Source organism: Okeania sp. SIO2C2 (assembly GCF_010692625.1).
In the GTDB taxonomy this organism is placed as follows: domain Bacteria; phylum Cyanobacteriota; class Cyanobacteriia; order Cyanobacteriales; family Microcoleaceae; genus Okeania; species Okeania hirsuta.
In genome coordinates this window covers 25,608-50,296 of sequence record NZ_JAAHGM010000043.1, presented here as the reverse complement: position 1 = coordinate 50,296, position 24,689 = coordinate 25,608, and the positions used below count along the sequence as shown (strand labels likewise).

Genomic DNA, 24,689 nt, shown 5'->3' with positions numbered 1-24,689 from the left:
AATTATCTTGGTTTTTCTCCTTTCTTCCCCTCCTGGGAGGGGTTAGGGGTGGGTTGACTCCTGACTCCTGACTCCTCCGTCATTTATTTATAAGTATTCAACCGAGCATTATATAAGAGCTAATTCTTAAGCTGTCCACAATTTTGATTTGCTGGAACAGCTTCTGCTATTTTTTTCGGGTTGGATAAATTTAGACTGGTCATAAGTTGAATAAAATCAAGGCGATCGCGACTTACAAAACGCTGGTTAAACCGTTTTTCTTCGCCAATGGTTGAAACAGTCTGACCTTTGTAGTCGTGACCTGGATAAACCAAAGTATCATCAGCAAGAGTAAATAACTGTTGAGTAACTACATCATATAACACCCCTGCATCTCCTCCTTGAAAGTCTGTACGACCGCACCCTCTAATCAACAGAGAGTCTCCTGTCAATAAATATTTTTTATTTACTAAATAAGCAAGATGACTATCCGTATGACCAGGAGTAGCGATCGCCTGAATCTGAATTTCTCCCACTGCCAATATTTCTTTGTCTTCGAGAAAGCGATCGGCACAAGTTACTTGAGCATTTTTCGGTACAACACCTAAGCATCCTGTTGCAGTCTTTAGTTTACCAGTTCCTGTAATATGGTCAGCATGAATATGGGTTTCCAGACAATAGCGTAGTTGCAATTCTAATTCTGTTAATAATTTCAAGTCTCGTTCCACCTGTTCAAGCACTGGATCGACCAAAACAGCAGTTTTAGTTGCCTGGTCAGCAAACAGATAAGTATAGGTACTTGTTGTTGGATCAAATAGTTGTCTAAATAACATTTTCTGATCTTATAGCTAGTTTTTTCTAGGCGTTTGGTCAGCAAACCGATTCTACTAATTATACCATTTTGAAAAAAGAATGTTACGAATAATAAGCTCCATCACGCATACTTTATATGAAAGTATATTTGACGAAAAAGATAACTTACAACATCAAAAATGGTATTAAATCTATTCCCATACGACTCCTGAATTCTGTTTGCGGAGCATTCGGTAGGAAATTCTGAATTCTAAGAGATACCCTAGCTATTTGTAGCAAAAATTTATCAATTTGGTATTAAATATAGCAGTGCAAGGAAAAGGCGCGGATATATCAAAAACTTAAAACTCAAACAGCGCCAGATTTTTCCTTCTTCCTTCTTCCCTCTTCCTTCTTCCTTTCTTCCATACCATTAGACATCTGTTCAACAATTAATAATTAATAATGAATAATTAATAATTACCTCTCCTTGAAAAGAAGAGGATTGACTAATCATGAAAATTTTAAAAATTTTTATTTATTATCCCCTTAAAAGGGGAGGCTTTAAACCAAAAATTTTCGGTAAAAATAAAAAATAAAATCAATTATCACACTAGATGTATCAATTCTTTCTCCCTACTGCCTACTCCCTACTCCCTACTCCCTCTTTTCTGGAGATGTCTATTAATTTTGAGATTTTCACCCATGACAAATCTATTCAAAAATCACTCCTGTTAAGTTAACATCCTCAAGATTAGCATCAGTTAAATCTGCATTAGCCAAATTACAAATTTCTAAATTTGCTCCTTGTAAATTCGCTTTTTTAAAAGAAGTATTACTTAAATTTAAACCAGAAAAATTAGCATTTTTTAAATTCGCTCCGTCAAATATTACTCCAGTTAAATTAATCAACTTAATCTGACTAAAATTTACCCCTGATAAATCCGTATTTGTAAAATTAGCACCTTGAAAATTTACTTCTTCTGTAAGTTGCTCCATAATAGCACTATCAAAAAAATTATCTAAACCTGTTGCACCTGAAAAATTTGCCCCGCTAAAATTTGCCCCATTCATTTCACCTAAAGTAAAATGTGCTTCCTGAAAATTTGCCCCTCTACAATTAGCATTTCTAAAATGTGAATCCTCATGGCAAAAAGAAGCTCCACTAAAATTAGTATTAATACACACAGCATCATTAAAATAACCCGTAATAAAACAAGTCTCACTTAAATCTCCACCTATCAAACAATCACCTGCTAAAAAAGCGTGTTCAGAACCACTTAAATTAGCATTTTTGAGATTAGCATTAGTAAAATTAAATTGATATAAACCAGAATTACTAAAATTAGCACCTTCAAGATTAGCTCCAGTTAAATTGACCCGTGAATCATCATCATGGGAGTCGTTAACGAAGTCAGAAGTCAGAAGTTGTTTTTGTAACGGGTTCATAAACCTTATCCAAACTTTCATCTTGATAACCAAGAGAAGCCTTTTTTATAGACATAATTTCATTTTTTTTCTCCATATTCTCCTATATGCTTTTCAACCTCTTGATGAATGTTTTTACAGCAAATGCCACTTCTCAACTATTAGCAATACCGATGCAATTCTAACATAAATAATGACAATTAGAGTTAAGATAAAGTCTCATTAATTAGCCAAGGGTAAAAATGTTCTTATCTTGAGAGAGAATATTTTTTCCGTTTGTCATGGGGAGCAAACAAATTTCCTTTTGTTCCCTACTCCCTACTCCCTAAATTTTTCCGAAGTGGTTATTTAAAGAGACATGATATAAGACTCTAACTACTATCAAAAAAATCAATAATATCGTATGATAACAATAGTATCAAAAGTAAGTAATATATTGGATAACAGAATGAAAATTGCAATTATCGGTTGTGGTTATGTAGGCACTAAAGTTGCTAAACTGTGGAGTCAAAACGGTCATCAAGTAACAGTGACTACTACTACTCCAGAAAAAGTTTCAGAACTAAAAAATATAACCTCACAAGTAGTAGTAATGAAAGGCAATGACCCCCAAGCGATGCAGGATGTATTGCAAAACCAAGACATGGTATTGTTGAGTGTCGGTTTTCGCTCTCATGTTGGCATGGAGTACAAACAAACCTATTTAGAAACTGCCCAAACTCTAGTTGCCACCTTGAAAAAAACTCCCAATATACAGCAAATAATTTACACAGGTAGTTACTCAGTTTATGGTGACAAAAATGGTGAGTGGGTAGATGAAAATTCCCCCGTTACCCCCGCTAGTGAAAATGGTAATATTCTCCATCAAACAGAACAGGTATTATTATCTGCATCCACTCCCCAACAACGAGTGTGTATTCTCCGTTTAGGAGGTATTTACGGTCCCGGTAGAGAGCTAATAAAAATTTTTAGTAGGTGGGCAGGCAAAACTCGCCCTGGTACTGGTGATGATGTGACTAACTGGATTCATTTAGATGATATCGTCGGTGCTGTAGAGTTTGCTAGAGAGAGACAGTTGCAGGGTATTTACAATTTAGTTCATGATGTACCAATGAAAGGTAAAGAATTACTTGATAGTTTACATAAATATCAAGGTTTAGAAAAAGTTTCCTGGGATGGTTCCCCCTCATCCATGCGACCTTTTAATGCCAGAGTATCAAATAAAAAATTGAGGGATGAAGGTTTTAAGTTAGTTCATCCAACAATTGTGTTTTAGGCGTTGGTAAAGCGCGTGTATGATATTAATCTTAATTCTTTAGGAGTCAGGAGTCAGGAGTCAGGAGTCAGGAGGGAAGAAAGAAGAAGAAACAGGAGTACAGGGAGAAAGTTTTTTTGCCATGTAGAGGGAACGGAGTTCTATCGCGCTCTTATCCTGACATAATATCATACCTCTTTTCACCAACGCAGTGTTTTAATAAGGGAGGACTCAGAAGTCAGGAGTCCAGTAGTGGCGTGACACAGCTAAAATGCTGGATTATATCAAATCCGTTTAATTCGGTATAAAAAAATGTTCCATCTTCAACCATTACCAAATATTTCTCCTACTCCCCTACTCCCCCACTCCCCTACTCCCCTACTCCCCTACTCCCCTACTCCCCTACTCCCAAACCCTTAGCTGTTACCTAATTCTTGAGACCTTTCTTTTGCCGCCATCACTGCTTCAATTAAAGCAGAACGAAAACCCAAACTTTCTAATTCTGCAATTCCGGCAATAGTTGTTCCTCCAGGACTTGTTACCCGGTCTTTCAACTGTGCTGGGTGCATTCCCGACTCCTGTAACATAACTGCCGTACCTAAAACTGTTTGTAATGCTAACTGATAAGCGATCGCTCTAGGCAAACCAGCACAAACTCCCCCATCTGTCAAGGACTCAATTAAAATTGCCACATAACCAGGTCCGGAACCAGATAAACCCGTAACTGCATCCATTAAAGTTTCTGGAACTTCCACTACCTGTCCTACTGACCGTAAAATGCGAGTAGCTAACTCCCGATGTTCCGGTTGAATATGCTTACCAGGAGCGATCGCGCTCATTCCTGCACCTACCGTTGCTGGAGCATTAGGCATGACTCTTACCATAGGTCGCGATGGGAAAGCTGCTTCCAACTTTTGCAGAGGTACACCTGCCATAATTGAAATTACTAATATAGTCTTACCACCAACTTGCCAGTCTGCCAATTCCGATGCTATAGTATCGAATATTTGAGGTTTAACCGCCAGTAACAAAGCTTCCGTTGTAGTAGTCACCACCAAACGATTATCAGTAGTTACCTCTACGCCATATTCCCGTGCTAAAAAATCCCGCCTTTGTTGCTGCGGGTCACTAACTAAAATTTCTGAGGGTTGATAAATTTTTTGTTCCAGCAGTCGGGATAATAAAGCTTCACCCATTACCCCACCACCAATTAAACCAAACTTTGCAGTTGTCATTTTTCGCGTTGCTGAATAGCGTGTATGATATTAGTCTTAACTACTTAGGATTCAGGAGGAACGAGTCAGGAGGGAAGAAAGAGGAATAGAAGAAGAAAGTTTTTTGGTCGCGGAGCGCGGAAAGGAGTTCTATCGCACTCCGATAGGGATATTATATCATACCTCAAATCACCAACCCCTTATTTTTCAACTAAAATGTATGAATAGGGAATTGATCATGGGTTCCTATACCGTTTCACGGAAGTTAGAAGTCAGCACGGGCGAATGGCCATTCGCCCGTATAGAAGGCGCGAAGTAAAAGTTGATAGACTTAAAGTATTAACTACACAGTAATTTCAGCCTATTATTCCACATCATCAGTTGCTGACTATTTGTGACATCCTTAGAGTGAATTGGTATTAGATAGATATATATAATTAGCGCTAATTATATTTGTTTGTGACCCCATACCCAAAATTCCTCAGCTATTATTGCATCATTTGAATTTGATCTGGTTGCCAAACTTGAGACCCAGAAGTTCCCACACGAGGGCGTGTTTGAGTCTGAGGCATCTCGTTGATTACACCTGCTTGAGTTCTGACTTGTACGCAGCTTGGTGTAAACAGAAAAATACTTTCTCCGATACGTTCCTGATGACCATCCAGAGCATAAGTACCACCTGCTACAAAGTCCACTGCCCTTTGAGCTTGGTCTGGGTCCATAATAGTCAAATTTAAAACCACGGACTTGCGCTCCCGTAGAGCACGAATTGCTTGAGGCATTTCTTCAAAAGTTCGTGGTTCCATAACCACAACTTCTGACATTCCATTTAAAGCGCCAGGCATTCCAATTACATTGTTCATAACCGATCCCATTCCAGATTCTGATTTAACAGCTCCAGTAATACCTGTGCTGCTTGTCGTTGTTGTCGCAGTAGTGGCCCTATTTCTTAATCGGCGACTATTGCGATTTTCCTCTTCTGCTACTGCTACAGCATCAGGAGGTTGTTGTTGTGGAGGATAAACACTTTGATATTGTTCTCCTTCCACTTCATCGTAATCATATTCGTACTCAACTTGTTCGTTGAGTCCCACAAAATCTTTTAGTTTGGAAAAAATACTATTCACCATTAAATTACTCCTTCGCTACTGTCAAATTCGGACTATTGTCCCAAGGTAGCTTAATCGTGGGTAGTTTACTACTATTTTTACTTTTTCATCCCTTGCCTAAAGGCGAGGAGCTTTCAACCTTCTTGTGTATAATCCTCCTCTCACCAAATAGAATTCTACCTAGTCTGACCATAGTTGTACCAGCAGTTATGGCTAAATTATAATCTTCTGACATTCCCATTGAAAGTTCCTGGATATTTAGATTAGACAAATTTTTTTTGCTAATTTCCTGGGCTAACTCCTGAGTTTTCTCAAATACTGATAAGGTTTGCCCATGGTCTAATCCTTGGGGTGGAATAGTCATTAGACCCTTAATTTTAAGATTTTGACATTGATTTAACTGTGATAAGTCAGTAATTAATTCTGGTATACTCCACCCATACTTATTAGGGTCGGGTAAAATTTTGACTTGCAGGCAAATATTAGGACTACAAGATAACTCTTCTGCTAAACGGTCAAGGCGTTTGGCCAGTTTTAAATTATCTACAGAATGAATCCATTGAAACTGCTGTAAGGCTTTTGCTGCTTTATTCCCTTGCAAGTGGCCAATCATATGCCAGGTAATATTTGGTAAATCTCGTAGTTGGCCTTGCTTTTCTTCTGCTTCTTGAACTTTATTTTCTCCAAAATCTCTTATTCCTGCTGCATAAGCAGTACGAATAGCATCAACTGATACCTGTTTAGTTACAGCAATTAGGCGTATTGATGCAGGTAAGTTAGAGCGGATTTTAATAATACGTTCAGTAATAGACTCAACCATTTTATCTTGAGATTTGAGAATTTCTTATTATCTTTTCTGTGGGGGCTTAATACCCCACCGTCAACGGGGGTGCTTAAAATTGCTTGGGATGATAAGACACGCAGGTGGGCGGTCGTTGACTATACCCATGCAATTTTCCCTTCTGCCTTCTGCCTTCTGCCTTCTGCCTTCTTCAAGATTAGGCTGGACAATGTAGTTAATTTTACTTTACTTGAGTAGAAGCAGAGAACAGTTTAATTATTGAAAAGTATTTTTGTGAACTGCCTGAAGTTTTTGGTACTCAGTTGCTTGACCATTTCGACGCAGTTGGCGGAGGCGAATTTCCACCATTAAACGTGCGTCTGAACGACCTAAAGGTTCAAATTTAATACCTCCTATTCCATTTGTCACTAAAAAAAATAAGCGTTGAGCATAGAGGGTAGTAAATAATTCTTGGTTATCCTCAACTAAGCACACTCTGTATAAGAGGCCAAAGTTAGGATGGTTCATGTAAGTTTCGTTGGTCATTTAGGCTTAAAAATCAGCAGATAATGACAGGATTTTTAAATAACTTAGTGGCCTTTGTCAATTGAAAGCCTCTAATTTTTTAGATTTTAGATTTTACAGCTTAACAGATAAATTTAGGTTTTTGTTTTTTTCTGTAAATTATTAAATGCTCTTAGAAGTAAATAGACCCAGAAAATATATTTTCTGCAATGATAATTATTTGATATTCAACTCAAATATCAATCTATAATTTTTGTCTTAAAAATTATCAACAAAATCAATCAGTGACTAGGTATCCCACAGCACTTTTTGAAATTTTTTTACTTTGAACATATTAACCATACCAGATAAATAATTATCTATAAGAATATATAATTTTGTTTTAATTTTGTCCTCCCCAAACTAACCTAACCCACCAGAATAACACTAAGGTAACCAATACTAACCAGTCCAATACCTTTAACTGTAGATCGTGCCATTGTACTTTATGTCGATTGGGAGTTGTAAAACCTCGCACTTTCATTGCACTGGCAATTTGATCTGCTCGTAATAGCAAATTTTCTAATAGTCTTTCTGCTACTATTAACCATACCTGAGAAGCTTGTCGCAGTCCTAGTTTTTTCCAGTTAATTGCTCTAGTTCTAACTGAACGAACTAAATTCTGTATCTCCTCTAAAACTAGGGGAATAAATCTTAAAGATAACGTTAAAGTTAAACTTATTTCTGTTACAGGTAAATTGAATTTATTCAAAGGTTGCATTAAGTCTTCTATACCTGCTGTAATTTCTTCTGACCCTGTGGTTAAAAGATATAAGTTCGTGCTATAAATAACAGTGAATAATAAGGTGGCAATCCTAATACCTAAATCTACTGAACGACGAGTTATAGTCAGATTTATAATCAGTATTCTTCGTTGAAAAATGACGTACTTATAAGAGGTAGGTTGAGGTAATTCTGTTATTTTTTGCTGTTGTGTTTCAGAAGTTGATTCAGTTGAAGTTTCTGTTTTTATTAATCCCAAAAAATTTGAAAAATTTCTCGCTTCTGGTACTGGTGGTAAATTAGTAGTTTGTTCAGCAAAGGTTAATTCATCTTTTGGTAAACGGGGTTGATAGTTAATTGAAAGTCCATCAGGAGCAATAGCTGCGCTCATTACAAAAACCAAAGAACATAATGTGAGCAACCAACCCATTTGTCGTTTCCAAACTCGTAAAGGAATTGAGGCACTAAATGTTAATACAATTAACATAGCTACTAATATTAAACGCCAGATGGAACTACTCAAAACTGGGCTAACCAGAAAGCTCATTAGCCAGATTAATTTAACTCTAGGGTCGAGTTTATGTAGCCATGTTATGGGTTTTTCTAAGTATAGTCCTAAAGGAAGCGATCGTAGTAAATCCATTTTTACTTTGGTTGTAAGTTTTAGGTTTTAGGTCCTAGGTTTTATAGCAGGGAACAGGGAACAGAAATTCGTAACAAACATTTATCGAACTGGTATAAAATTATTTAGCCAATAAAAAAACTGCCAACCAAATATATTAATATTTAACTTTGACAAAAAAATTCTGCATCTTCTCGCCTTCCTATTCCAGGAATTACTGTTAAAATAGTTCTTTTGGAAGAGGCTTAACTAATAACTGAATTGAAAATTATAGCAGTCTAAACAAAGGTTAGGACATACAGCGTTTTTCTTTGTTATGAGGTACACCCGCGCGGGCAAGATGCCTAAACGCAGGCAAGATGCCCACGCTACATGATTTTCACGATTTATCCTGTACATCATTTGCCCGAAATCTGCTGTATCAAAAGCTTAAAACTTAGACAAAGCAAGCTTTTCCTTCTTCCTTCTTCCTTCTTCCTTCTTTCTTCTTCCTTCTTTCTATTCCTAAACACGAGTTGCTCTATTAACAGTATTATGCTCTACTTCCCTAGCTTTTTTGCCACGCCAAAGTAATCTTATAGGTGTTCCTGTAAATCCTAGATGTTGACGAAACTGACTTTGTATATAACGACGATAATTATCAGGAAAACGCTTGGGATCGTTCACAAATAAAGCAATTGTAGGTGGTTTACTTGTCACTTGAGTTCCATAATAAATTTTTCCTTGACGACCCTGACGAGTTGTTGGAGGAGAGTTCCAACTAACAGCTTCCTCTAAAACTTCATTAATAACTGAAGTTGTTACCCGACGTTGATATTCATTAGCGGCATTATCTATTAAATCTAGAATTTTCTCTACTCTTTTTCCTGTAGATGCACTAATAAAAATCATCTCTGCCCATTCCATAAAATATAGTCGCGATCTTACTTCTTGTTCATAAGTATAAATAGTATAGGCATCCTTTTCCACAGCATCCCATTTATTCACCACAATAACGCAAGCTCTACCCTCCTCAATAATCCGATCTGCCAATTTTTGGTCTTGCTCTGTTACCCCATCTAAAGCATCAATTACAAACAGAACAACTTCAGTACGACGAATAGCTTTAAAAGCTCTATTAATACCAAAAAATTCTGCACCATATTCCACATTTTTCTTTTTTCTAATACCAGCAGTATCAATCAAACGATAGATTTTTCCATTACGTTCTACTACAGTATCAATAGCATCTCTTGTCGTACCAGAAATAGGACTAACAATTGCCCTATTTTCCCCAAGAAATGCGTTTAATAAACTAGATTTACCCACATTAGGACGACCAACAATTGCTACTCTAACCTCATTTGTTTCTGGAATTTCTGTAATAGGTGGTAAATGGGTAATTAACTCATCCAATAATTCTCCAGTGCCATTGCCATGAATGCCAGAAATGGGATAAGGTTCTCCTAAACCCAATTCCCAAAACATCGCAGCTTGGGTTAATCCTTCTGTCAGAGATTCGCACTTATTAACCGCTAGGAGGGTAGGGACAGGTTGTTGACGAAGCCATCTAGCTATTTCTTCATCTCCTCCAGTCAGACCAACTTGTCCATCTACTACAAGAATAGCAACACTTGCTTCTGCGAGAGCGGCCATAGCTTGTTCGCGAATTAACGGTAAAAATTCTGTATTATCATCAAATATCAAGCCTCCTGTATCTACAACTTGAAATTCTCGGTCTCGCCAATATGCGTTACGGTAAGTACGATCGCGAGTTATTCCTGGTTCGTCATGGACAATTGCATCTTGATTTTCGGCCAAGCGATTTACTATTGTGGACTTTCCCACATTTGGTCTGCCAATAATAGCTACTATAGGTAAGGACATACTTAATTTTAATTAGTTTAGCTAAATATAACAATATGATTTTAGTTGTGAGATATTGAAGACTTTTAGGCAATAGGCAACAGGCAACAGGCAACAGGGAAGAAGAAAAAAACGAATATATATGAATAAGATAACTGCCATATTCTATGCTTTAAAGGAACACCTCAATTCTCACATCTGATTTCTGATTGCTATATAAATTCTTCAAACTTTTATTGTAGCAAGAATTTTGTTGAAGCAAGTTTTATATCATTTCTGTTTAATAAGACATCTCCAGAAAAGAGGGAATAGGGAATAGGGAATAGGTATGGAGGGGGAAATAACTGATAATTCCTGTACGATAATTGATTTTATTTTTGATTTTTACCAGATGTCTATATAGATAGTGGTGAAAAAAATTATCTTCTCACTTCAAGGGTAAATCTCTTTTCCTTCTTCCTTCTTCAATTGATTTTATTTTTGATTTTTACCAGATGTCTATTAGTGGTGAAAAAAAATTATCTTCTCACTTCAAGGGCAAATCTCTTTTCCTTCTTCCTTCTTACTTCTTCCTTCTTGTTTCTTACTTCTAATGAATACACCAAGTCATGCCATTATTAATCTAGTTCTTCTTGCTAAACCACAATTACCACAAGCTAATCTTGCAATTGTAATAGGTGGAATTTTACCAGATATTCCAATCTTTATTTTCTACTTTTGGGCAAAATTTATTGTCCGATTACCAGAAGCAAAAATTTGGTCAGATGCCTATTATCAACCATTAATACAAAATCTTGTTGCTACTTTTCATTCTATTCCTTTAGCGATAATTTTATTACTAACTTCTTACTATTTTGGCTGGGAAATTATGCAAGTTATTTGTATTAGTTTGGTGCTTCATTCTCTGTGTGATTTACCAGTACATAATAATGATGCTCATAGACATTTTTTCCCTTTAAGTAATTATCGATTTATTAGCCCTATTTCTTATTGGGACCCGAAACATTATGGAGCAATTGTTGCCTTGATAGAAATTTTACTGGTGTTATTAGCAACTTTGTGGATATTTCCTAGCATTAATTCTGCAATCGGAAAAGTATTGATAGTTCTAGTTAATATTTTTTATTGTAGTAGTTATATTTATTTTTATAGCTGAAGGAAGAAGGAAAAAGGAAGAGAGAAGAAGTGAAAAAGGAAAAATCTGGCTTTGTCTGAGTTTTAAACTTTTGATATGTCCGCGCCCTTTCCTTCCACTGCTATATCTTCGTTCTTAAAATTTTCACCTCAAACCTACCACCTCAAACCTACTACTTACCACCTATTATCTACCACCTAAAACCTTCTTAAAATTAATTAGGGCTTGCTGATTAAATCTAAAAGCATTGACATATAAAGACAAGTGGCTTTTTGGGGCCTTTAAAAAGTGGCTGGTATCACGTCTAAAACACTCATGCATGGAGCGTATTTTAGGCGCATAGTTGGGCAGAAAAATCATTCTTACAATTGCTCCTATCTCCTCGCTTATTCCTATTTCTCCTGTCTCCTGTCTCCTGTCTCCTGTCTCCTACAAAGAGCAAAAAGACTTTCCATGCACAAACCCTAATTAAGAACGCCGAATATTAAAACAACACCACTCTCCTCGTTTCCAAAGAGTGGCCACAACCCAACCATTTTCTTCCAAAGTATCAGCAATTGATTTAGCTTGTTCTAGTAAAATTCCACTAAGAACCCCCCAAGTTGTAGGTTTAGCGATCGCTTCCAGACGTGGAATTATATCAATAATTACTTCAGCTAAAATATTACAAACTATACCATCTACCGGACCAGAAGCTAACTTAATTAAATGCTCAATATCCCCATGTTCAACAATTAATTTTTCAGCCGTTATATCATTTAATTTCCGATTACCAATAGTGGATCTAATTGCTAGTGGGTCAATATCAACTGCATATATCTGGCGTACTCCTAATAATGCTGCCCCAATGGACAAAATACCACTACCACAACCAATATCAGCAATAATAGCTTCTGGATTAGGTTCCAACCCCAAACGCATTTCCAATGACTCCAAACATAACTCCGTAGTAGGATGAGTTCCTGTACCAAAAGCCGCTCCTGGGTCTAAACGAAGGATAATTCTATCTAAATTTTCTGGTAAATCTAGCCAAGCAGGATGAATTAGAAAGTAATCGCCAATTTCTTGAGGTTGCCAATATTGTTTCCAACTACTTGCCCAGTCTTCTTCCTCAATTAAATCCCAATTCACTACTGGAGTTGGTAGATTCATACATAGGGCATCCTGACGTAAGTGTACGGCCAAAGCTGACAAGTCCAACATTTGAGCTTGTTCTTCTGGTATATAGGCCCAGATCAAGCACTGATTCTCTTGGACTTGACTCGCAGTACCTCGGCAACCAAAAGTATCTAGACGCCAAGCAATGACTTCCTCGAGACTTGGGTGACACAATACTCTAATTTCCCACCAGTTATATGCCATAAAAATTTCAGCTTTTCTACATTGTTATAGCGCTACGCGCTAGGGAATAGGGAACAGGGAACAGGGAACAGGGAATAGCGAACTGTAAAAGGGTTTTCGGTGCAGAAACGCTCCACCAACAGGATTGAAAAATGTCCTAACCAATTCTTATAGTGCTACGTATTCTAGATTTGTTAGTTGATGATTGTAGTGGACTGACACGCCTAAAATGGTGAATAGTAGGGGCGGGTTCCGCGTTAAGTTAATGGTGTCACCCACGACTGGGTAAACCCGCCCCCGCCCCAATAATCTTGTGAAAGGTATTTAACAATCAGTCGTAACGCACTATCTTAGCTGTGTCAGTCCACTACAATAACTTGTTGACTATTTGACCTATTTAAAGAGCAACTGTATAAGCATCCTTAATTCCTGGTTCTTTGATAATTTCAGTTAATATTCCTTCTGGCAATGGGTCATCAATACTTAATACCATCACCGCATCACCCCGAACAATTTTACGACCCACCTGCATACTGGCAATATTCACATTAAAACTACCCAAAAGTGAACCAATTTTACCAATAATTCCGGGCATATCTCGGTGTAGAGTCAATAACATATAAGGACTTGGGGGGACATTAATTGGAAATCCATCAATATTAGTAATCCGAATCTCATCTTCTCCAAGTAAAGCACCTCTAACAATATGGTCACCCAGAGAACCCTTTGCTTCCAACTCTAACGAACCAGTATAGTCCCGGACTGAAGCATCCTTAGTTTCCACTACTCGAATACCTCTTTCCTTAGCTTCAATTGAAGCATTTACATAGTTTACACGCTCTCGCAGAGCTTGAGAGAGTAAACCTTTGAGAGCTGCCACTACTACTGGTTTACTATCCCCAGTGGCCAAATCTCCTTGAAGACGGACATTCAGAAAATCAATTCGTCCACCTGCCAATTGACTAACTAAATTACCAAGAGTTTCAGCCAATAACAAATAAGGCTTAAGTTTTTCTAATGTATCTGGATACATACCAGGGATATTCACTGCCGATCTAGCAGGTAACCCCAACAACACATCTCGAATCTGTTCCGCAACATCTATTGCCACATTCACCTGAGCTTCAGCAGTAGAAGCTCCCAGGTGAGGAGTCATCACAATTTTTTGCCCTAGCTCTCGTAGTGGGGACTCAGCTTCTAGAGGTTCATTTTCGTACACATCTATAGCAGCACCAGCAATTTTGCCTTCTTTTAAAGCTTCTGCCAAAGCAACTTCATCAATAATGCCACCTCTAGCGCAATTAATAATACGAGCTGTGGGCTTCATTTTTGTGAAAGTTTTAGCATTAATTGAATGATAAGTTTCATCAGTTTTGGGTATGTGGAGAGTAATGTAGTCCGACTCTTGGACCAATAAATCCATATCTACCAAATTACAACCCAATTGGTCTGCCCTTTCTTTAGAGATAAATGGATCGTAGGCCAGAATTTTCATACCCATAGCTTTCGCCACCTTAGCTACATGGGAACCAATTTTACCCAAACCAACAACACCGAGAGTTTTTTTGTAAACCTCTACCCCAATAAACTTTTTACGGTCCCATTTGCCACTAACAACTGACTGGTTGGCTTCTGCAACGTGGCGCGACATAGATAACATCATGGCAAGGGCGTGTTCTGCTGCAGCGATCGTATTTCCTTCTGGGGAATTAACGACTACAATACCTTTGCGGGTTGCTGCTGTTACATCTACGTTATCTACCCCTACTCCAGCACGACCAATAATTTTTAGTTGAGTAGCAGCTTCAATAATTTCTTTAGTAACTTTAGTACCAGAGCGAATCATTAAAGCATCATATTCTGGTATAACCTTAACAAGTTCTTCTGCGGGTAAACCTGTTTTGACATCTACCTGAGCTACTTGGGAGATAATATCAATTCCAGTTTTATCTATGGGATCGGATACAAGAACTTTTGGCATAGGAAATTAGTTGAATAATTGAATTATGTGACTGTTTTACCTACTGAAACTTTCGCTTCAGTTTGATTTTTGAGTTTTTCAAACAGCAGGAGATTTTGCCAGACTATAAATTGTAATTAATAATGTTTATTTAGCAAAAACATTAACTGCTGACTTAACCTTACCTTCAGAGTACCAGTATGGGCCTATAATTTTATTGATTGTCAGAAATATTTTAGATTGCTTCGATCGAATTTTATGAATTATCTCGTTGCTGTATTATCAGACCGCATTCAAGCTGAATCTGCCTATTCTGCTTTGGAAAAACAAGACTTGCCAATGAAGCAAGTGGCAATATTGGGCCGGGGCTATAAAACTGCTGATGAATATGGCCTAATCGATCCTAATGAGCAGGCCCGTAAACAAGCAAAACAAATGGTTACTTGGCTTGCTCCTTTTGGTTTTGCTGCTGGTGTTACTTTTAGTCTGATTACGGGATTGAATACTTTTGCCTGGGCAGGAGAATTTGGTAATCATTTTATTGGTGGTATATTGGGAGCTATTTCTGGTGCAATGGGTGGAACTTTTGTTGGTGGTGGAGTGGGTTTGATTTTTGGTGGTGGTGATGCTGTTCCCTATCGTAACCGCCTTAATGCTGGTAAGTATTTGATTGTTGTTGAGGGTTCAGAAGCTCTGATTCGTCTAGCAACTCGTACTTTATATCAGTTTAAACCAGAAAATATCCAAGGATATACTGCAAATTAGGAGTCAGGAGTCAGTCCTCAGGAGTCAGGAGGGAAGAAGAAGGAAGTTTTTCGGTAAGGGCGAATGGCATTTGCTAACGCAAAGCTCCGCTAACGCCCTTGCTATATATAGAGTCCCTGCGTAAGTTCTGATTACTTAATTCCTTCTTATTTGAAATCGGGTTATATCAAATCTGGTTGCGGGCAAGATGCCCGCACTACAGACATATATTAGCGTTTGCGGAGTATTTCGTAGGAAAGTTTTGTGTTAGCAAACATTAATATTTGTACCTCATATACGACCGAATCTGCTGTAATTATCACTCTCATTGTTCCTGACTCCTGACTCCTGACTCCTGACTCCTGTGAAATAAATTTATTCAGCAAAAAAATTATGTTACCAAAAGAAGAACTTCTCAAAGGAATTGAAAATCGCGAAACTATTACTCGCATTATTGATCTAGCAGAACAAGCTATCAGAACTTGGGAAATTACTCAGAGTGATTTTCTATCACCGCCAGAAATATTTGAGTCGGAAGCAATTTTTCAAAAGTTGACAGAAGTAGAATTAGTTTCCTGGGGTGGTTATCCTCAAGCGGAACGAAAAAGATTAGCGATCGCTCGTTCAGATTTACCTATTGATACTTCAAGTGTGGAATTAACAGCGATTAATATTGAGGGAAATTTTCTGTTTGATACTGCGACTCACCGAGATTTTCTTGGTTCGATGTTGGGTACGGGAATTGTCAGAGAAAAAACTGGGGATATTATTGTTTTGGGAGAACGTGGCGCTCAGGTAATAGTAGTGCCTGAATTGGTGGAATATTTAGAAATGAATCTGCAACAAGTTCGGTCTGTTCCTGTTAAAGTTAAACCTCTAGAATTGAGTGATTTAAGAATAAGAGAACCGAAAAAGAAAGAGTTAACAACTGTGGAAGCTTCGATGAGATTAGATGCAGTTGCTTCTGCTGGTTTTGGAATGTCTCGCAGTAAAATGGTTAATTTTATTGAAGGGGGAGATGTGCGGGTAAATTGGAAGGAAATTAGTCAGGCAAGTTATACAGTGAAAACAGGAGATTTAATTGCAATTCGAGGAAAAGGGAGGTTAGAAGTAGGGGATGTTGCAATTACGAAAAAAGAACGTTATCGAGTGAATTTAACGCGATATGTTTAGAAGAAGGAGTCAGGAGACAGGAGTAGATTTCTGTTGCGCGGATTGCTATATATTTACTCCTTTTTCCTTTATTAGACATCTCCAAAAATCAAAAATAAAATCAATCATTATCCAAAAATTATTAATTATTCTTTCCTGTTCCCTGTTCCCTATTTTCTATTCCCTATTCCCTCTTTTGGAGGAGATGTCTATTATAAAAATTATTTACCGAAAAATTCAGGTATAAAGCATCTCCATGAATGGAGAAAAAAGCGGTCGTTAGCGTAGCTTCCCGTAGGGTGGGATGGCGAGGAAACCTCGCCATATCCAATCGACCAAGAGAAGAAAAAAAATCCTTTGATCCAATCCTCTTATTTATAAGAAGAGGTAATTCTAAATTCGCGCATTCTAAATTCTAAATTCTTGACAATGGCTAAAGACATTTTCCATCAACAGGTTAAAAATGCTTTAATCAAGGATGGATGGAATATCACCCACGATCCTTTTACAATTCGGATTAGTGAAGCGATCAAATTACAAATAGATTTGGCAGCAGAAAATGCTATTGCAGCAGAAAGAGGTTCTGAAAAAATTGCTGTAGAAATTAAAAGCTTTATTGCAGACTCAGATATTAGTTCATTTCATACTGCATTGGGACAATATCTTAACTATTGTCAAGCACTTGAAGAACAAGAAGCAGACCGAATTGTTTATTTAGCTATTCCTGTAGAAACTTATCAAGATTTTTTTCAGCTTCCTTTTATCCAACGTTCTCTTAAACGTTATCAAGTTAAACTGATTATTTTTAATCCTGAATTGGAGGTGATTTCTGAATGGATAAATTAGAACAATATCGACAATTTGTTCAGGAAATTTTGAGTTCACACGCAGAAATAGCAAATACTAATAATACAGTAAAAGATGAATTAATATTTGATGCAGAACGTGACCATTATCAATTAGCTTATGTAGGTTGGCAAGGGGATAAACGAGTATTTGGTCCTGTGATGCACTTTGATATTATAGATGGCAAAATTTGGATTCAATATAATGGTACGGAAGAATCTGTTGCTGAGAGATTAGTGGAAATGGGTGTACCTACTTCAGATATAGTTATCGGTTTTCATTCTGCTTTTAAGCGTCAATTTTCTCGTTATGGGAAAAACTGAACGTAAGCATTTAGTTATTATTGATAATTATAACGGGACTTACGCAAATTAACGTTGAAAACATTATATTTAGGAGCGTTAACGATAGTTATGCGAAGCAAATGGCATTGACTAACGCCAAGCTCCGCTTCTAGCTTCAATTGCTCAAGAAAATCAAAAGTGGGAAAATCGAAATGATAGGTCTATCAAACAAGTAGATTATGGTTTTAGTTTTCTGGAAAAGTTTGTACAATTATCATTCTCTGTTCCTGAATCTTCTCCAGATACGTTAAATAATTTTTTGGAAAAAGTATCTGGAAGTCAGATAAAAATAGAGAGTGATGAAGAAAAATACTTTTTTGGAATTCCTCATAGTTTTATTACCAAAAATTTTAACAGATTATTCTCACCAAAAAAAGAGGCAGAATCAGAAGTAAGAGAATCTCCAATTTTAGAACAAAACTCAGAATTTGAAGAAACAGAGCTTTCCTATCCAGAATTACCTATTTTTCCAGTTATTGAAAAAGATTTAGAACCAGAAAATCTTGCTAACCTGATTGAAATAGTTGCTCCTTTTTTTGATAATAACCCCCGTCGTTTAAAACAATATGTTAATGCCCTGACATTAAAAACTTATATTGCTTATTATTCTATTGGAGTTACTTTTGCTGAGAGGCAAACTATAACCATAGAACAGATGGGTAAGTTTACTGCACTGACACTCAAATACCCCCGTCTTCTTGTTGAACTTAAAAATAACAATCAACTACTTGCTGAGTTAGAAAAATCTGCTATCGATCAATCTCCTGAATCAAATAACTCTATAATGCCATTAAAGGATAAAGGAAATGCAAATTATTGGATTAATAATTACCCAAAAATTCAACAGTTACTTTGCTCTAAAATGAAATCGAATAATAATGATTATATTTTTGAAAATGGAGCGGTTAAAAAACTACTGCAAGTTTTACCAGAAGGGATATCTCCTAAATATTTCAAACTTCGTCAGTTATTAGCAGCAGAGAAGTGGAAAGAAGCTAATGATGAAACTTTCGATCTGATACTTCAAGCTAATAAAATTAAAAAATACTTATCAGTATTTTGGAGAGAAATGATAGTAGGGTTTGTGACAGGAGCTTTAGTAGGAACAGTAATAGCAGCAACAGTGTTGACAAGGACAGGAGCATTAGAATTTTTAGTATTAGTATCAGTGTTAATAGTAGTTTTTAGAGTATTACTAAAAGTAATAGAAAAAGCAGAGGGAGTAAAACGAGTAAAAAAATCAAAAATGGAAGTGGAATTTAGTGAACCTCTCCCTTCAGGAATATTAGCAGGGACAGTATATGGATTTGTAATAGGATTCGGAGGAGTAGGAGTAATAGTATCAATAGAACTACTACAGGTATTTGCAGGAGTATTGGTAGGAACAGTAATTATATCTCTATTATTGCTATTATTGCGCTTAAGATTAAGCGACTTTAAATACTCACAATACTCAAAAGCCATTGAAAACTTATCTTCTGATAACCTTCGTGCTATAGATCAACTTTGGGTAAAATATAGCGGGGGTAAATTTGGCTTCAGTGTTCAAAAGAAAAAGAAAATTTACCGTAATCAGGATAAGACAAAAGACTCGGAAATAGAGGTTTTGAATAATTTGTGCGAAAGTTTGGGTTGGCGAAAGCAGGGGGAGTGGTTATTATACAATGACCTTAACTTGGAATTAGAGGGTGTGCTGCCGTGTTTATGGATTGCGGAAATACCTAGTTTGAAAACAAAGCAGAAGAAAGAGCACAAAAATTTCTTAATCAGAGAAATAAATTCAGACAAAGAAATAAAAGAAAAAGTCTTAAATTTGTACAAAATCTTAAAATTGTACTTAGATATTCTCAGCAAAGACTTGTAGAAAAAAGTAAATGGTTTTGGAGAGCAAACCCCTACAGTTTTTTTTCACGAATCATTTATTATGGCTATAAAACCTTACTTTTAACTTTTAATTTCCCTGAAAAAATCTTACTTTTAACTTTTGATTTTTGACTTTTGAATTCCTTAATTTACTCCACAGCAAAACCTGTATATTTTCGTTTATAAGGCGCATGAAAAGCCAGAACAATATCTGATGATGGAACTCCTAAATCTACTAATTCACCAGCAATACCAATTTCTGTACCATCATGTTGTATCCAGATTTTTTCATTTTTAATATCTATTTGTAAAACACAACCTCGTATTCTTTCATTCCCATCCCAACCGACATTTAAAAGTTGATAATGGTCTCGTTCCCGGTCAAAAATTGTTTGTACTTCTACCTCTCCATAAGATGGTTTATATTGTCCGTATTCTTTAATTATTTGCTCAACATAATTTCTGTATTTTTCTAATTTTTCCATTCTATAATTACCTCCTGCTCTACATTATAAATAATTAATTTAAGGCGTTGTTCTGCAATGAATCCTTAAGTAAATAGTAACCTAAAAAAACGTAATATCTTCAGAAACGGCTAAATATAAAATTCGCTTCGGATCTTTTTGGTCAAGAATAAAACGGTAATTCAAATACTGACCTAATGCCGTATGAAATTCATAAGTTATTGATTTTTGAATAAAACTTTTAATTTCTACAGCAATTTTTTTTCCATCTTTTTCTGCACCAACAAGTTTTTCCGCACCCAGATCGACATACATATCAACCCCACCAAATTCTAAAAAAAGAGGATCGTCAGTAATAATCCAATTTTCTTTGATTAAGGCATTTTTGACAGCATTATGAAAAACATCTTTGGCAGCCATAATTTTACATCACAATTTATATTAATTCGCTCTTATGCCTATAATAAAAGATTATTGACAGTTTGTAGGTTGGGTTGTTCGCGTTAGCGTTGCGAAGCATGGAACCGAAACCCAAAAGATTTGAGCTTGGTGTTGGGTTGCGCTGTCGCTTAACCCAACCTACTGATTGCTCTAAAATCACATTTTGATTAAGTCGAAAACATTCAACCATTATCTTTTGGGCATCAATCAAAACATATTCTTTCAAAGTATAAATACGACGATAATTTTGAAACTTTTTACCGCGACAAATAGCTTCAGTACCTAGATACAAAACTTCAGCAATTAAGCAAGGATAATAAATAATTTTACTTGCATAATTTTACTTGCACCTCTATCTTGTTCCTTAATGCTGACAATAATAAAAAAGTATTGAAACTTTGTAGGTTGGGTTGATAAAGGAAACCCAACAATATGTTATATCTGTTGAGTTGTACCTTAAGGCAATCTACTGGACTGAAATAGCTAAAAAGTTTATTGTTTTAGGGTGCATTAGAGGGTTAAAATTTAAGCTATCATAATTGTTTCAAAATCGGTCATAACAAACCATTGCACTGTTTGAGATCTGTTGCTCCACTAAATTATCCGAGTATAATATAAGCAATAAATCTAGAGGTAAAAATATGTCACGATTATATAATCGAGCCTATAAAATATTAGAGGTAGAAGTTGACAAATGTGCTAAAGAAGATTTGGTTGGGGAAGTGGGAAAAAATATAGTAATGAAAAGATTGGATAAGTTAACTTTCCAATCAGGAGAACCCCTAAAAGAAGAAGAGTTAAGTTATTTAGTAAAAGACCAATTTCCTAATTTTAGTGAGACAGTTATTCAGAAAGCAGCTAAAGCAAATAAACCACCAGGAATTTTGAGTAAAATTGCTTTGATACCTGCTGCACTAGCAGGAATAGCAGGGATAGTTTGGGTGGCAAATTTACCCTATCCAATGATTCGTAAACCTGTGTCTAGAATAGCACCAATAATTTTATTACCTAGTTATATAAATATGGATTATAACTATCGGGAGGCGATCGCTAATGTTGAACAAGCAGATCAATTAATTAATAAAGCAACTTCTAGTGCAGATATTAATTTTGGTGCTGAGAAAGTTGCTTTGGCACAAAAACATCTGGATGAATTGCCAGTTTGGTTTTTAGGTTATTATCCTGAAAGATACTGTACCTTTTTTAGTTGTTCTTGGAAATTTACATTAGATGAATTTGAAACGGCGAGAAAACAGATAGGACGAATGGAGGCGAAGGTATTTCAAGAAAAAAATGCTCAAACATTGTTAACAGAAGCAGAACAAACAATTGCTACAGCTAAACAACAATATCTGGAAGCTGAAACTTCAACAGAAAAAAATGAGGCGATCGCTAACTGGCAAACTGGAATAGATAAGTTAGCACAAATTCCACCTACTACTGTTGCTGCAAAAATGGCAAAACCACAATTAGCCGCAACTAAGCGAGATTTTCAAGCAGAGGTGAGTTTAGCTGGTGGTAGTAAACGTAGTGATGTGATCATTGAAGCAGCTAGACAATTTGTTTTGCAAGCAGGCAAAATTTCTGAAAGTGAACCCCATCCAGAACAAAAATTGCAACTAGCGGTGAATTTATGGGAACAGGCGATTAGTCAATTACAGAAAATCTCTGTAGATAATCCAAGTTATGTAGCAGCACAAACTAAATTGGCAGAATATCAGGTAAAACTGAGTGAAGCTAAAATGCGTTTACAAGTAGAAACGGAGTCAGGAACAGCTTTTAAGCGAGGTAAAGATTTAATTGCAGATTGGCACAAATATGCTATTGATAATTCTGATCGAGGTTTACTTGCTAGTAAGTTACAGGAAATTATTAATCAGTTAGAGAATGTTCAACCAGGAACAACTTATTATGAAGAAGCTCAAGAATTATTGAAATTTACTAAGAATAAACAGAAAAATTTATAAGTTGAAATTAGAGGCAAACAGGGATTTTGTCACGGATGCACGGATGAGGTTTTTTATTCCAAATATTAGGTAGAATATTTTCCAAAATTCTCTACCTAATAGACATCTCCGATAATTAAAAATCAAATCAATTATCGTCCAGAAATCATTAATTATTTCCCCCTACTCCCTACTCCCTACTCTCTCTTTTTCGGAGAGGTCTATATAGATAGGCGTTCAAAAGTCAAACTTCTGTTTCAAAATAAATCAGTATTTTTACAGATATTTTTACTTTATGCTGCTAAATTTATCAAGAAATATTGATAGTTTTGCTGATGACTAATTAAAAAATTACGCTTAAACTAAAAATGATTATAATCTAGAGGTTAAAATATGCCACGTCTCCATAACTATGCTTACGAAATATTAAGTGAAGAAATTAAAAAATTATCAAAAGAAGACCTCACAGGTGAAATAGGCCAGAAAATAGTTCTGAAGCGATTAGAAAAACTACGGATGCAGTCTGGCGAACCTGCTAAATTAGAAGAATTACGAGAATTAGTTGTAGACCAATATCCGACCTTTAGTGAAGAAGTTCTCAAAAAAGCAGCAAGAGAAAACCATCCCGCAGGAAAAGTAATATTACTTCAGTTAGCAGGTTTAGCTGCTCTCGGAGTAGCTGGTTTAGTCTGGGTAGCAAATTTACCTTTTCCTATGGTTCGGAAACCAGTGGCGAGAGTGGCACCGATGGTATTGTTACCAAGCTACATAAGTATGGATCGTAACTACCGAGAGGCGATCGCTAAAACGGAACAAGCAGATCAACTGATAAATAAAGCAACTTCTAGCGCTGATATTAATTTGGGAACGCAAAGAGTTACTGAAGCACAAAAACACTTAGATGGTTTGCCAGTATGGTTTTTAGGTTATTATCCCCAACGATATTGCACCTTTTTTAGTTGTACTTGGCAATTTACTCTAGATGAATTTGAAAGTGCGAGAAAAAGGGTAGGAAAAATTGAAGCTAAGGCGTTTCAAGAAAAAAATGCTCAAACATTGTTAAAAGAGGCAGAGCAAACAGTTAAAATATCTAAACAGCAGTATCAGCAAGCGACAACTCCCACAGAAAAAGAGCAGGCGATCGCTGAGTGGCAAGTAGCAATAGATAAGTTAGAACAAATTCCACCAACTACTCTCGCTGGAAAAATGGTGAAACCTAAATTAGCAGCGACTAAGCGAGATTTCAAAAAAGAGGCAGGTTTAGCTGAGGGAAGTAAGCGGAGTTTCACTCTAATGGAAGTAGCGAAAAAATTTGGTTTTGAAGCAGCTAAAGCTTCCCAAAATGCACCCCATTCAGAACAACAATGGCAACTGGTAGCGAGTTTATGGGAACAAGCAATTAGTCAATTGCAGAAAGTATCAGTAGATAACCCTAGTTATTTAGAAGCACAGACAAAATTAGCAGAATATCAAGTTAATTTAGCTAATGTGAAAATGCGACTACAGTTAGAAAAACAGTCAGGGCAAGCTTTTAAACAGGCTAAAAATTTGATAGCTGATTGGCAAAGGTATGCTGTTGATGATAATTCTAATCAGGGTATACTTGCTAGTACAATTCAATCTATTATTAATCAGTTAGAGAATGTCAAACCAGGGACAACTTATTATCAAGAAGCTCAAGAATTATTGAAATTTGCTAAGAATAAACAGAAAAATTTATAAAAATAGGGAGTAGGGAGTAGAGCAAAAAAATTGATATATCTATAGCAATCCGCGCATAGATTGCGGGTAATTAAAAAGTAAATAAAAAAGTTGAAAATCTCACCTGTTCTATGTTCCCTAAAAAGTAGTAATATTTTTGCTACGAATAAAATATGATTCCTATAGTACGATAATTGATTTGATTTTCTATTATTGGAGATGTCTATTAGGTAGGGGATATTTGGAAATCGTCTACCTATTTTTTATATTAAAAAGTATTGTAGGTTGGGTTGAGGAATTGAAACCCAACAGAGATTTATTCTATCAAGTATCATTAATTAGTCACAATAAAAATCTTCTTCTCTTTCAACAGAGATTCTGCGAAACAAATTTTCCCTTACTCCCTATTTCATATTCTCTATTCCCTATTCCTAAAAGTT

General features: G+C 36.2%; 24 protein-coding genes. 10 read left to right on the top strand and 14 right to left on the bottom strand.

Features of this window, described 5'->3' with window-relative positions:
• Positions 1-119: 119 nt before the first annotated feature.
• Both F6K18_RS25995 and F6K18_RS25990 read right to left on the bottom strand, forming a co-directional pair.
• Complete coding sequence (locus F6K18_RS25995) at positions 120-812, bottom strand: MBL fold metallo-hydrolase (RefSeq protein WP_287525181.1); 693 nt, start codon at positions 810-812, stop codon at positions 120-122.
• Between the two features lie 673 nt (positions 813-1,485).
• On the bottom strand, positions 1,486-2,220 hold the full coding sequence (locus tag F6K18_RS25990; protein WP_287525180.1) for a pentapeptide repeat-containing protein: 735 nt from the start codon (positions 2,218-2,220) through the stop codon (positions 1,486-1,488).
• A 382-nt stretch (positions 2,221-2,602) separates the two neighbouring features.
• Here F6K18_RS25990 and F6K18_RS25985 point away from each other — a divergent pair, with 382 nt between their 5' ends.
• Together F6K18_RS25985 and F6K18_RS25980 are read left to right on the top strand one after the other, a co-directional pair.
• A complete protein-coding gene (locus F6K18_RS25985; RefSeq protein ID WP_287525179.1) occupies positions 2,603-3,475 on the top strand; it encodes an SDR family oxidoreductase in 873 nt (290 codons plus the stop codon).
• Positions 3,476-3,478: 3 nt separating this feature from the next.
• On the top strand, positions 3,479-3,640 hold the full coding sequence (locus tag F6K18_RS25980; RefSeq protein ID WP_287525178.1) for a hypothetical protein: 162 nt from the start codon (positions 3,479-3,481) through the stop codon (positions 3,638-3,640).
• Positions 3,641-3,870: 230 nt separating this feature from the next.
• On the opposite strand, the gene proC is transcribed toward F6K18_RS25980, so the two are convergent.
• From proC to der, 6 genes are all read right to left on the bottom strand, one after another.
• Entirely contained in the window at positions 3,871-4,689 is an 819-nt protein-coding gene (gene proC, locus F6K18_RS25975; protein WP_287525177.1) for a pyrroline-5-carboxylate reductase, read from the bottom strand.
• 467 nt (positions 4,690-5,156) lie between these two features.
• A complete protein-coding gene (locus F6K18_RS25970; RefSeq protein WP_287525191.1) occupies positions 5,157-5,795 on the bottom strand; it encodes a cell division protein SepF in 639 nt (212 codons plus the stop codon).
• Positions 5,796-5,883: 88 nt separating this feature from the next.
• Positions 5,884-6,597 carry a YggS family pyridoxal phosphate-dependent enzyme gene (locus F6K18_RS25965; RefSeq protein WP_287525176.1) on the bottom strand — a complete coding sequence of 238 codons (714 nt, stop codon included), beginning with the start codon at positions 6,595-6,597 and terminating at the stop codon, positions 5,884-5,886.
• A gap of 237 nt (positions 6,598-6,834) precedes the next feature.
• Positions 6,835-7,104 (bottom strand): transcriptional coactivator PipX, encoded by a 270-nt coding sequence (gene pipX, locus F6K18_RS25960; protein ID WP_124143128.1) that lies wholly within the window; start codon positions 7,102-7,104, stop codon positions 6,835-6,837.
• 361 nt (positions 7,105-7,465) lie between these two features.
• A complete protein-coding gene (locus tag F6K18_RS25955) occupies positions 7,466-8,488 on the bottom strand; it encodes an energy-coupling factor transporter transmembrane protein EcfT (RefSeq protein WP_287525175.1) in 1,023 nt (340 codons plus the stop codon).
• Positions 8,489-8,971: 483 nt separating this feature from the next.
• A complete protein-coding gene (gene der / locus F6K18_RS25950) occupies positions 8,972-10,333 on the bottom strand; it encodes a ribosome biogenesis GTPase Der (protein WP_287525174.1) in 1,362 nt (453 codons plus the stop codon).
• 571 nt (positions 10,334-10,904) lie between these two features.
• Here der and F6K18_RS25945 point away from each other — a divergent pair.
• A complete protein-coding gene (locus F6K18_RS25945; RefSeq protein WP_287525173.1) occupies positions 10,905-11,468 on the top strand; it encodes a hypothetical protein in 564 nt (187 codons plus the stop codon).
• Positions 11,469-11,915: 447 nt separating this feature from the next.
• Here F6K18_RS25945 and prmA read toward each other — a convergent pair whose 3' ends face one another.
• Positions 11,916-12,809 carry a 50S ribosomal protein L11 methyltransferase gene (gene prmA, locus F6K18_RS25940; protein WP_287525172.1) on the bottom strand — a complete coding sequence of 298 codons (894 nt, stop codon included), beginning with the start codon at positions 12,807-12,809 and terminating at the stop codon, positions 11,916-11,918.
• A 376-nt stretch (positions 12,810-13,185) separates the two neighbouring features.
• Positions 13,186-14,769: a phosphoglycerate dehydrogenase gene (serA, locus tag F6K18_RS25935; protein ID WP_287525171.1), complete on the bottom strand. Its 1,584-nt coding sequence runs from the start codon at positions 14,767-14,769 to the stop codon at positions 13,186-13,188.
• A 237-nt stretch (positions 14,770-15,006) separates the two neighbouring features.
• On the opposite strand from serA, the gene F6K18_RS25930 reads away from it, so the two are divergent.
• Positions 15,007-15,513: a hypothetical protein gene (locus F6K18_RS25930; protein WP_287525170.1), complete on the top strand. Its 507-nt coding sequence runs from the start codon at positions 15,007-15,009 to the stop codon at positions 15,511-15,513.
• 209 nt (positions 15,514-15,722) lie between these two features.
• On the opposite strand, the gene F6K18_RS25925 is transcribed toward F6K18_RS25930, so the two are convergent.
• Positions 15,723-15,878 carry a hypothetical protein gene (locus F6K18_RS25925; RefSeq protein ID WP_161564317.1) on the bottom strand — a complete coding sequence of 52 codons (156 nt, stop codon included), beginning with the start codon at positions 15,876-15,878 and terminating at the stop codon, positions 15,723-15,725.
• A 7-nt stretch (positions 15,879-15,885) separates the two neighbouring features.
• On the opposite strand from F6K18_RS25925, the gene F6K18_RS25920 reads away from it, so the two are divergent.
• The 4 genes from F6K18_RS25920 (at position 15,886) to F6K18_RS25905 (ending at position 19,698) form a co-directional block, all read left to right on the top strand.
• Positions 15,886-16,665, top strand: a complete 780-nt coding sequence (locus F6K18_RS25920) for a photosystem II S4 domain protein (protein ID WP_287525169.1) — start codon at positions 15,886-15,888, stop codon at positions 16,663-16,665.
• A 408-nt stretch (positions 16,666-17,073) separates the two neighbouring features.
• The gene (locus tag F6K18_RS25915) at positions 17,074-17,490 is read left to right on the top strand and encodes a XisH family protein (RefSeq protein ID WP_287525168.1); all 417 of its coding nucleotides are present in this window, start codon (positions 17,074-17,076) and stop codon (positions 17,488-17,490) included.
• The gene (locus F6K18_RS25910; protein WP_287525167.1) at positions 17,478-17,813 is read left to right on the top strand and encodes a XisI protein; all 336 of its coding nucleotides are present in this window, start codon (positions 17,478-17,480) and stop codon (positions 17,811-17,813) included. Before F6K18_RS25915 ends, F6K18_RS25910 begins: the two co-directional genes overlap by 13 nt.
• 139 nt (positions 17,814-17,952) lie before the next feature.
• Positions 17,953-19,698: a GUN4 domain-containing protein gene (locus F6K18_RS25905; protein WP_353735173.1), complete on the top strand. Its 1,746-nt coding sequence runs from the start codon at positions 17,953-17,955 to the stop codon at positions 19,696-19,698.
• A 148-nt stretch (positions 19,699-19,846) separates the two neighbouring features.
• Here the strand turns inward: F6K18_RS25905 and F6K18_RS25900 are convergent, their stop codons facing one another.
• The 3 genes from F6K18_RS25900 to F6K18_RS25890 form a co-directional block, all read right to left on the bottom strand.
• Positions 19,847-20,182: a XisI protein gene (locus F6K18_RS25900; RefSeq protein ID WP_287275172.1), complete on the bottom strand. Its 336-nt coding sequence runs from the start codon at positions 20,180-20,182 to the stop codon at positions 19,847-19,849.
• An 81-nt stretch (positions 20,183-20,263) separates the two neighbouring features.
• Positions 20,264-20,581, bottom strand: a complete 318-nt coding sequence (locus tag F6K18_RS25895) for a XisH family protein (RefSeq protein ID WP_353735171.1) — start codon at positions 20,579-20,581, stop codon at positions 20,264-20,266.
• A gap of 16 nt (positions 20,582-20,597) precedes the next feature.
• Positions 20,598-20,906 (bottom strand): Uma2 family endonuclease, encoded by a 309-nt coding sequence (locus tag F6K18_RS25890; protein WP_353735172.1) that lies wholly within the window; start codon positions 20,904-20,906, stop codon positions 20,598-20,600.
• Between the two features lie 337 nt (positions 20,907-21,243).
• Between F6K18_RS25890 and F6K18_RS25885 the strand changes: the two genes are divergently transcribed.
• Positions 21,244-22,569, top strand: a complete 1,326-nt coding sequence (locus F6K18_RS25885; RefSeq protein WP_287525166.1) for a hypothetical protein — start codon at positions 21,244-21,246, stop codon at positions 22,567-22,569.
• 372 nt (positions 22,570-22,941) lie between these two features.
• Positions 22,942-24,270 (top strand): hypothetical protein, encoded by a 1,329-nt coding sequence (locus tag F6K18_RS25880; protein WP_287525165.1) that lies wholly within the window; start codon positions 22,942-22,944, stop codon positions 24,268-24,270.
• The last annotated feature ends 419 nt before the right edge of the window (positions 24,271-24,689 follow it).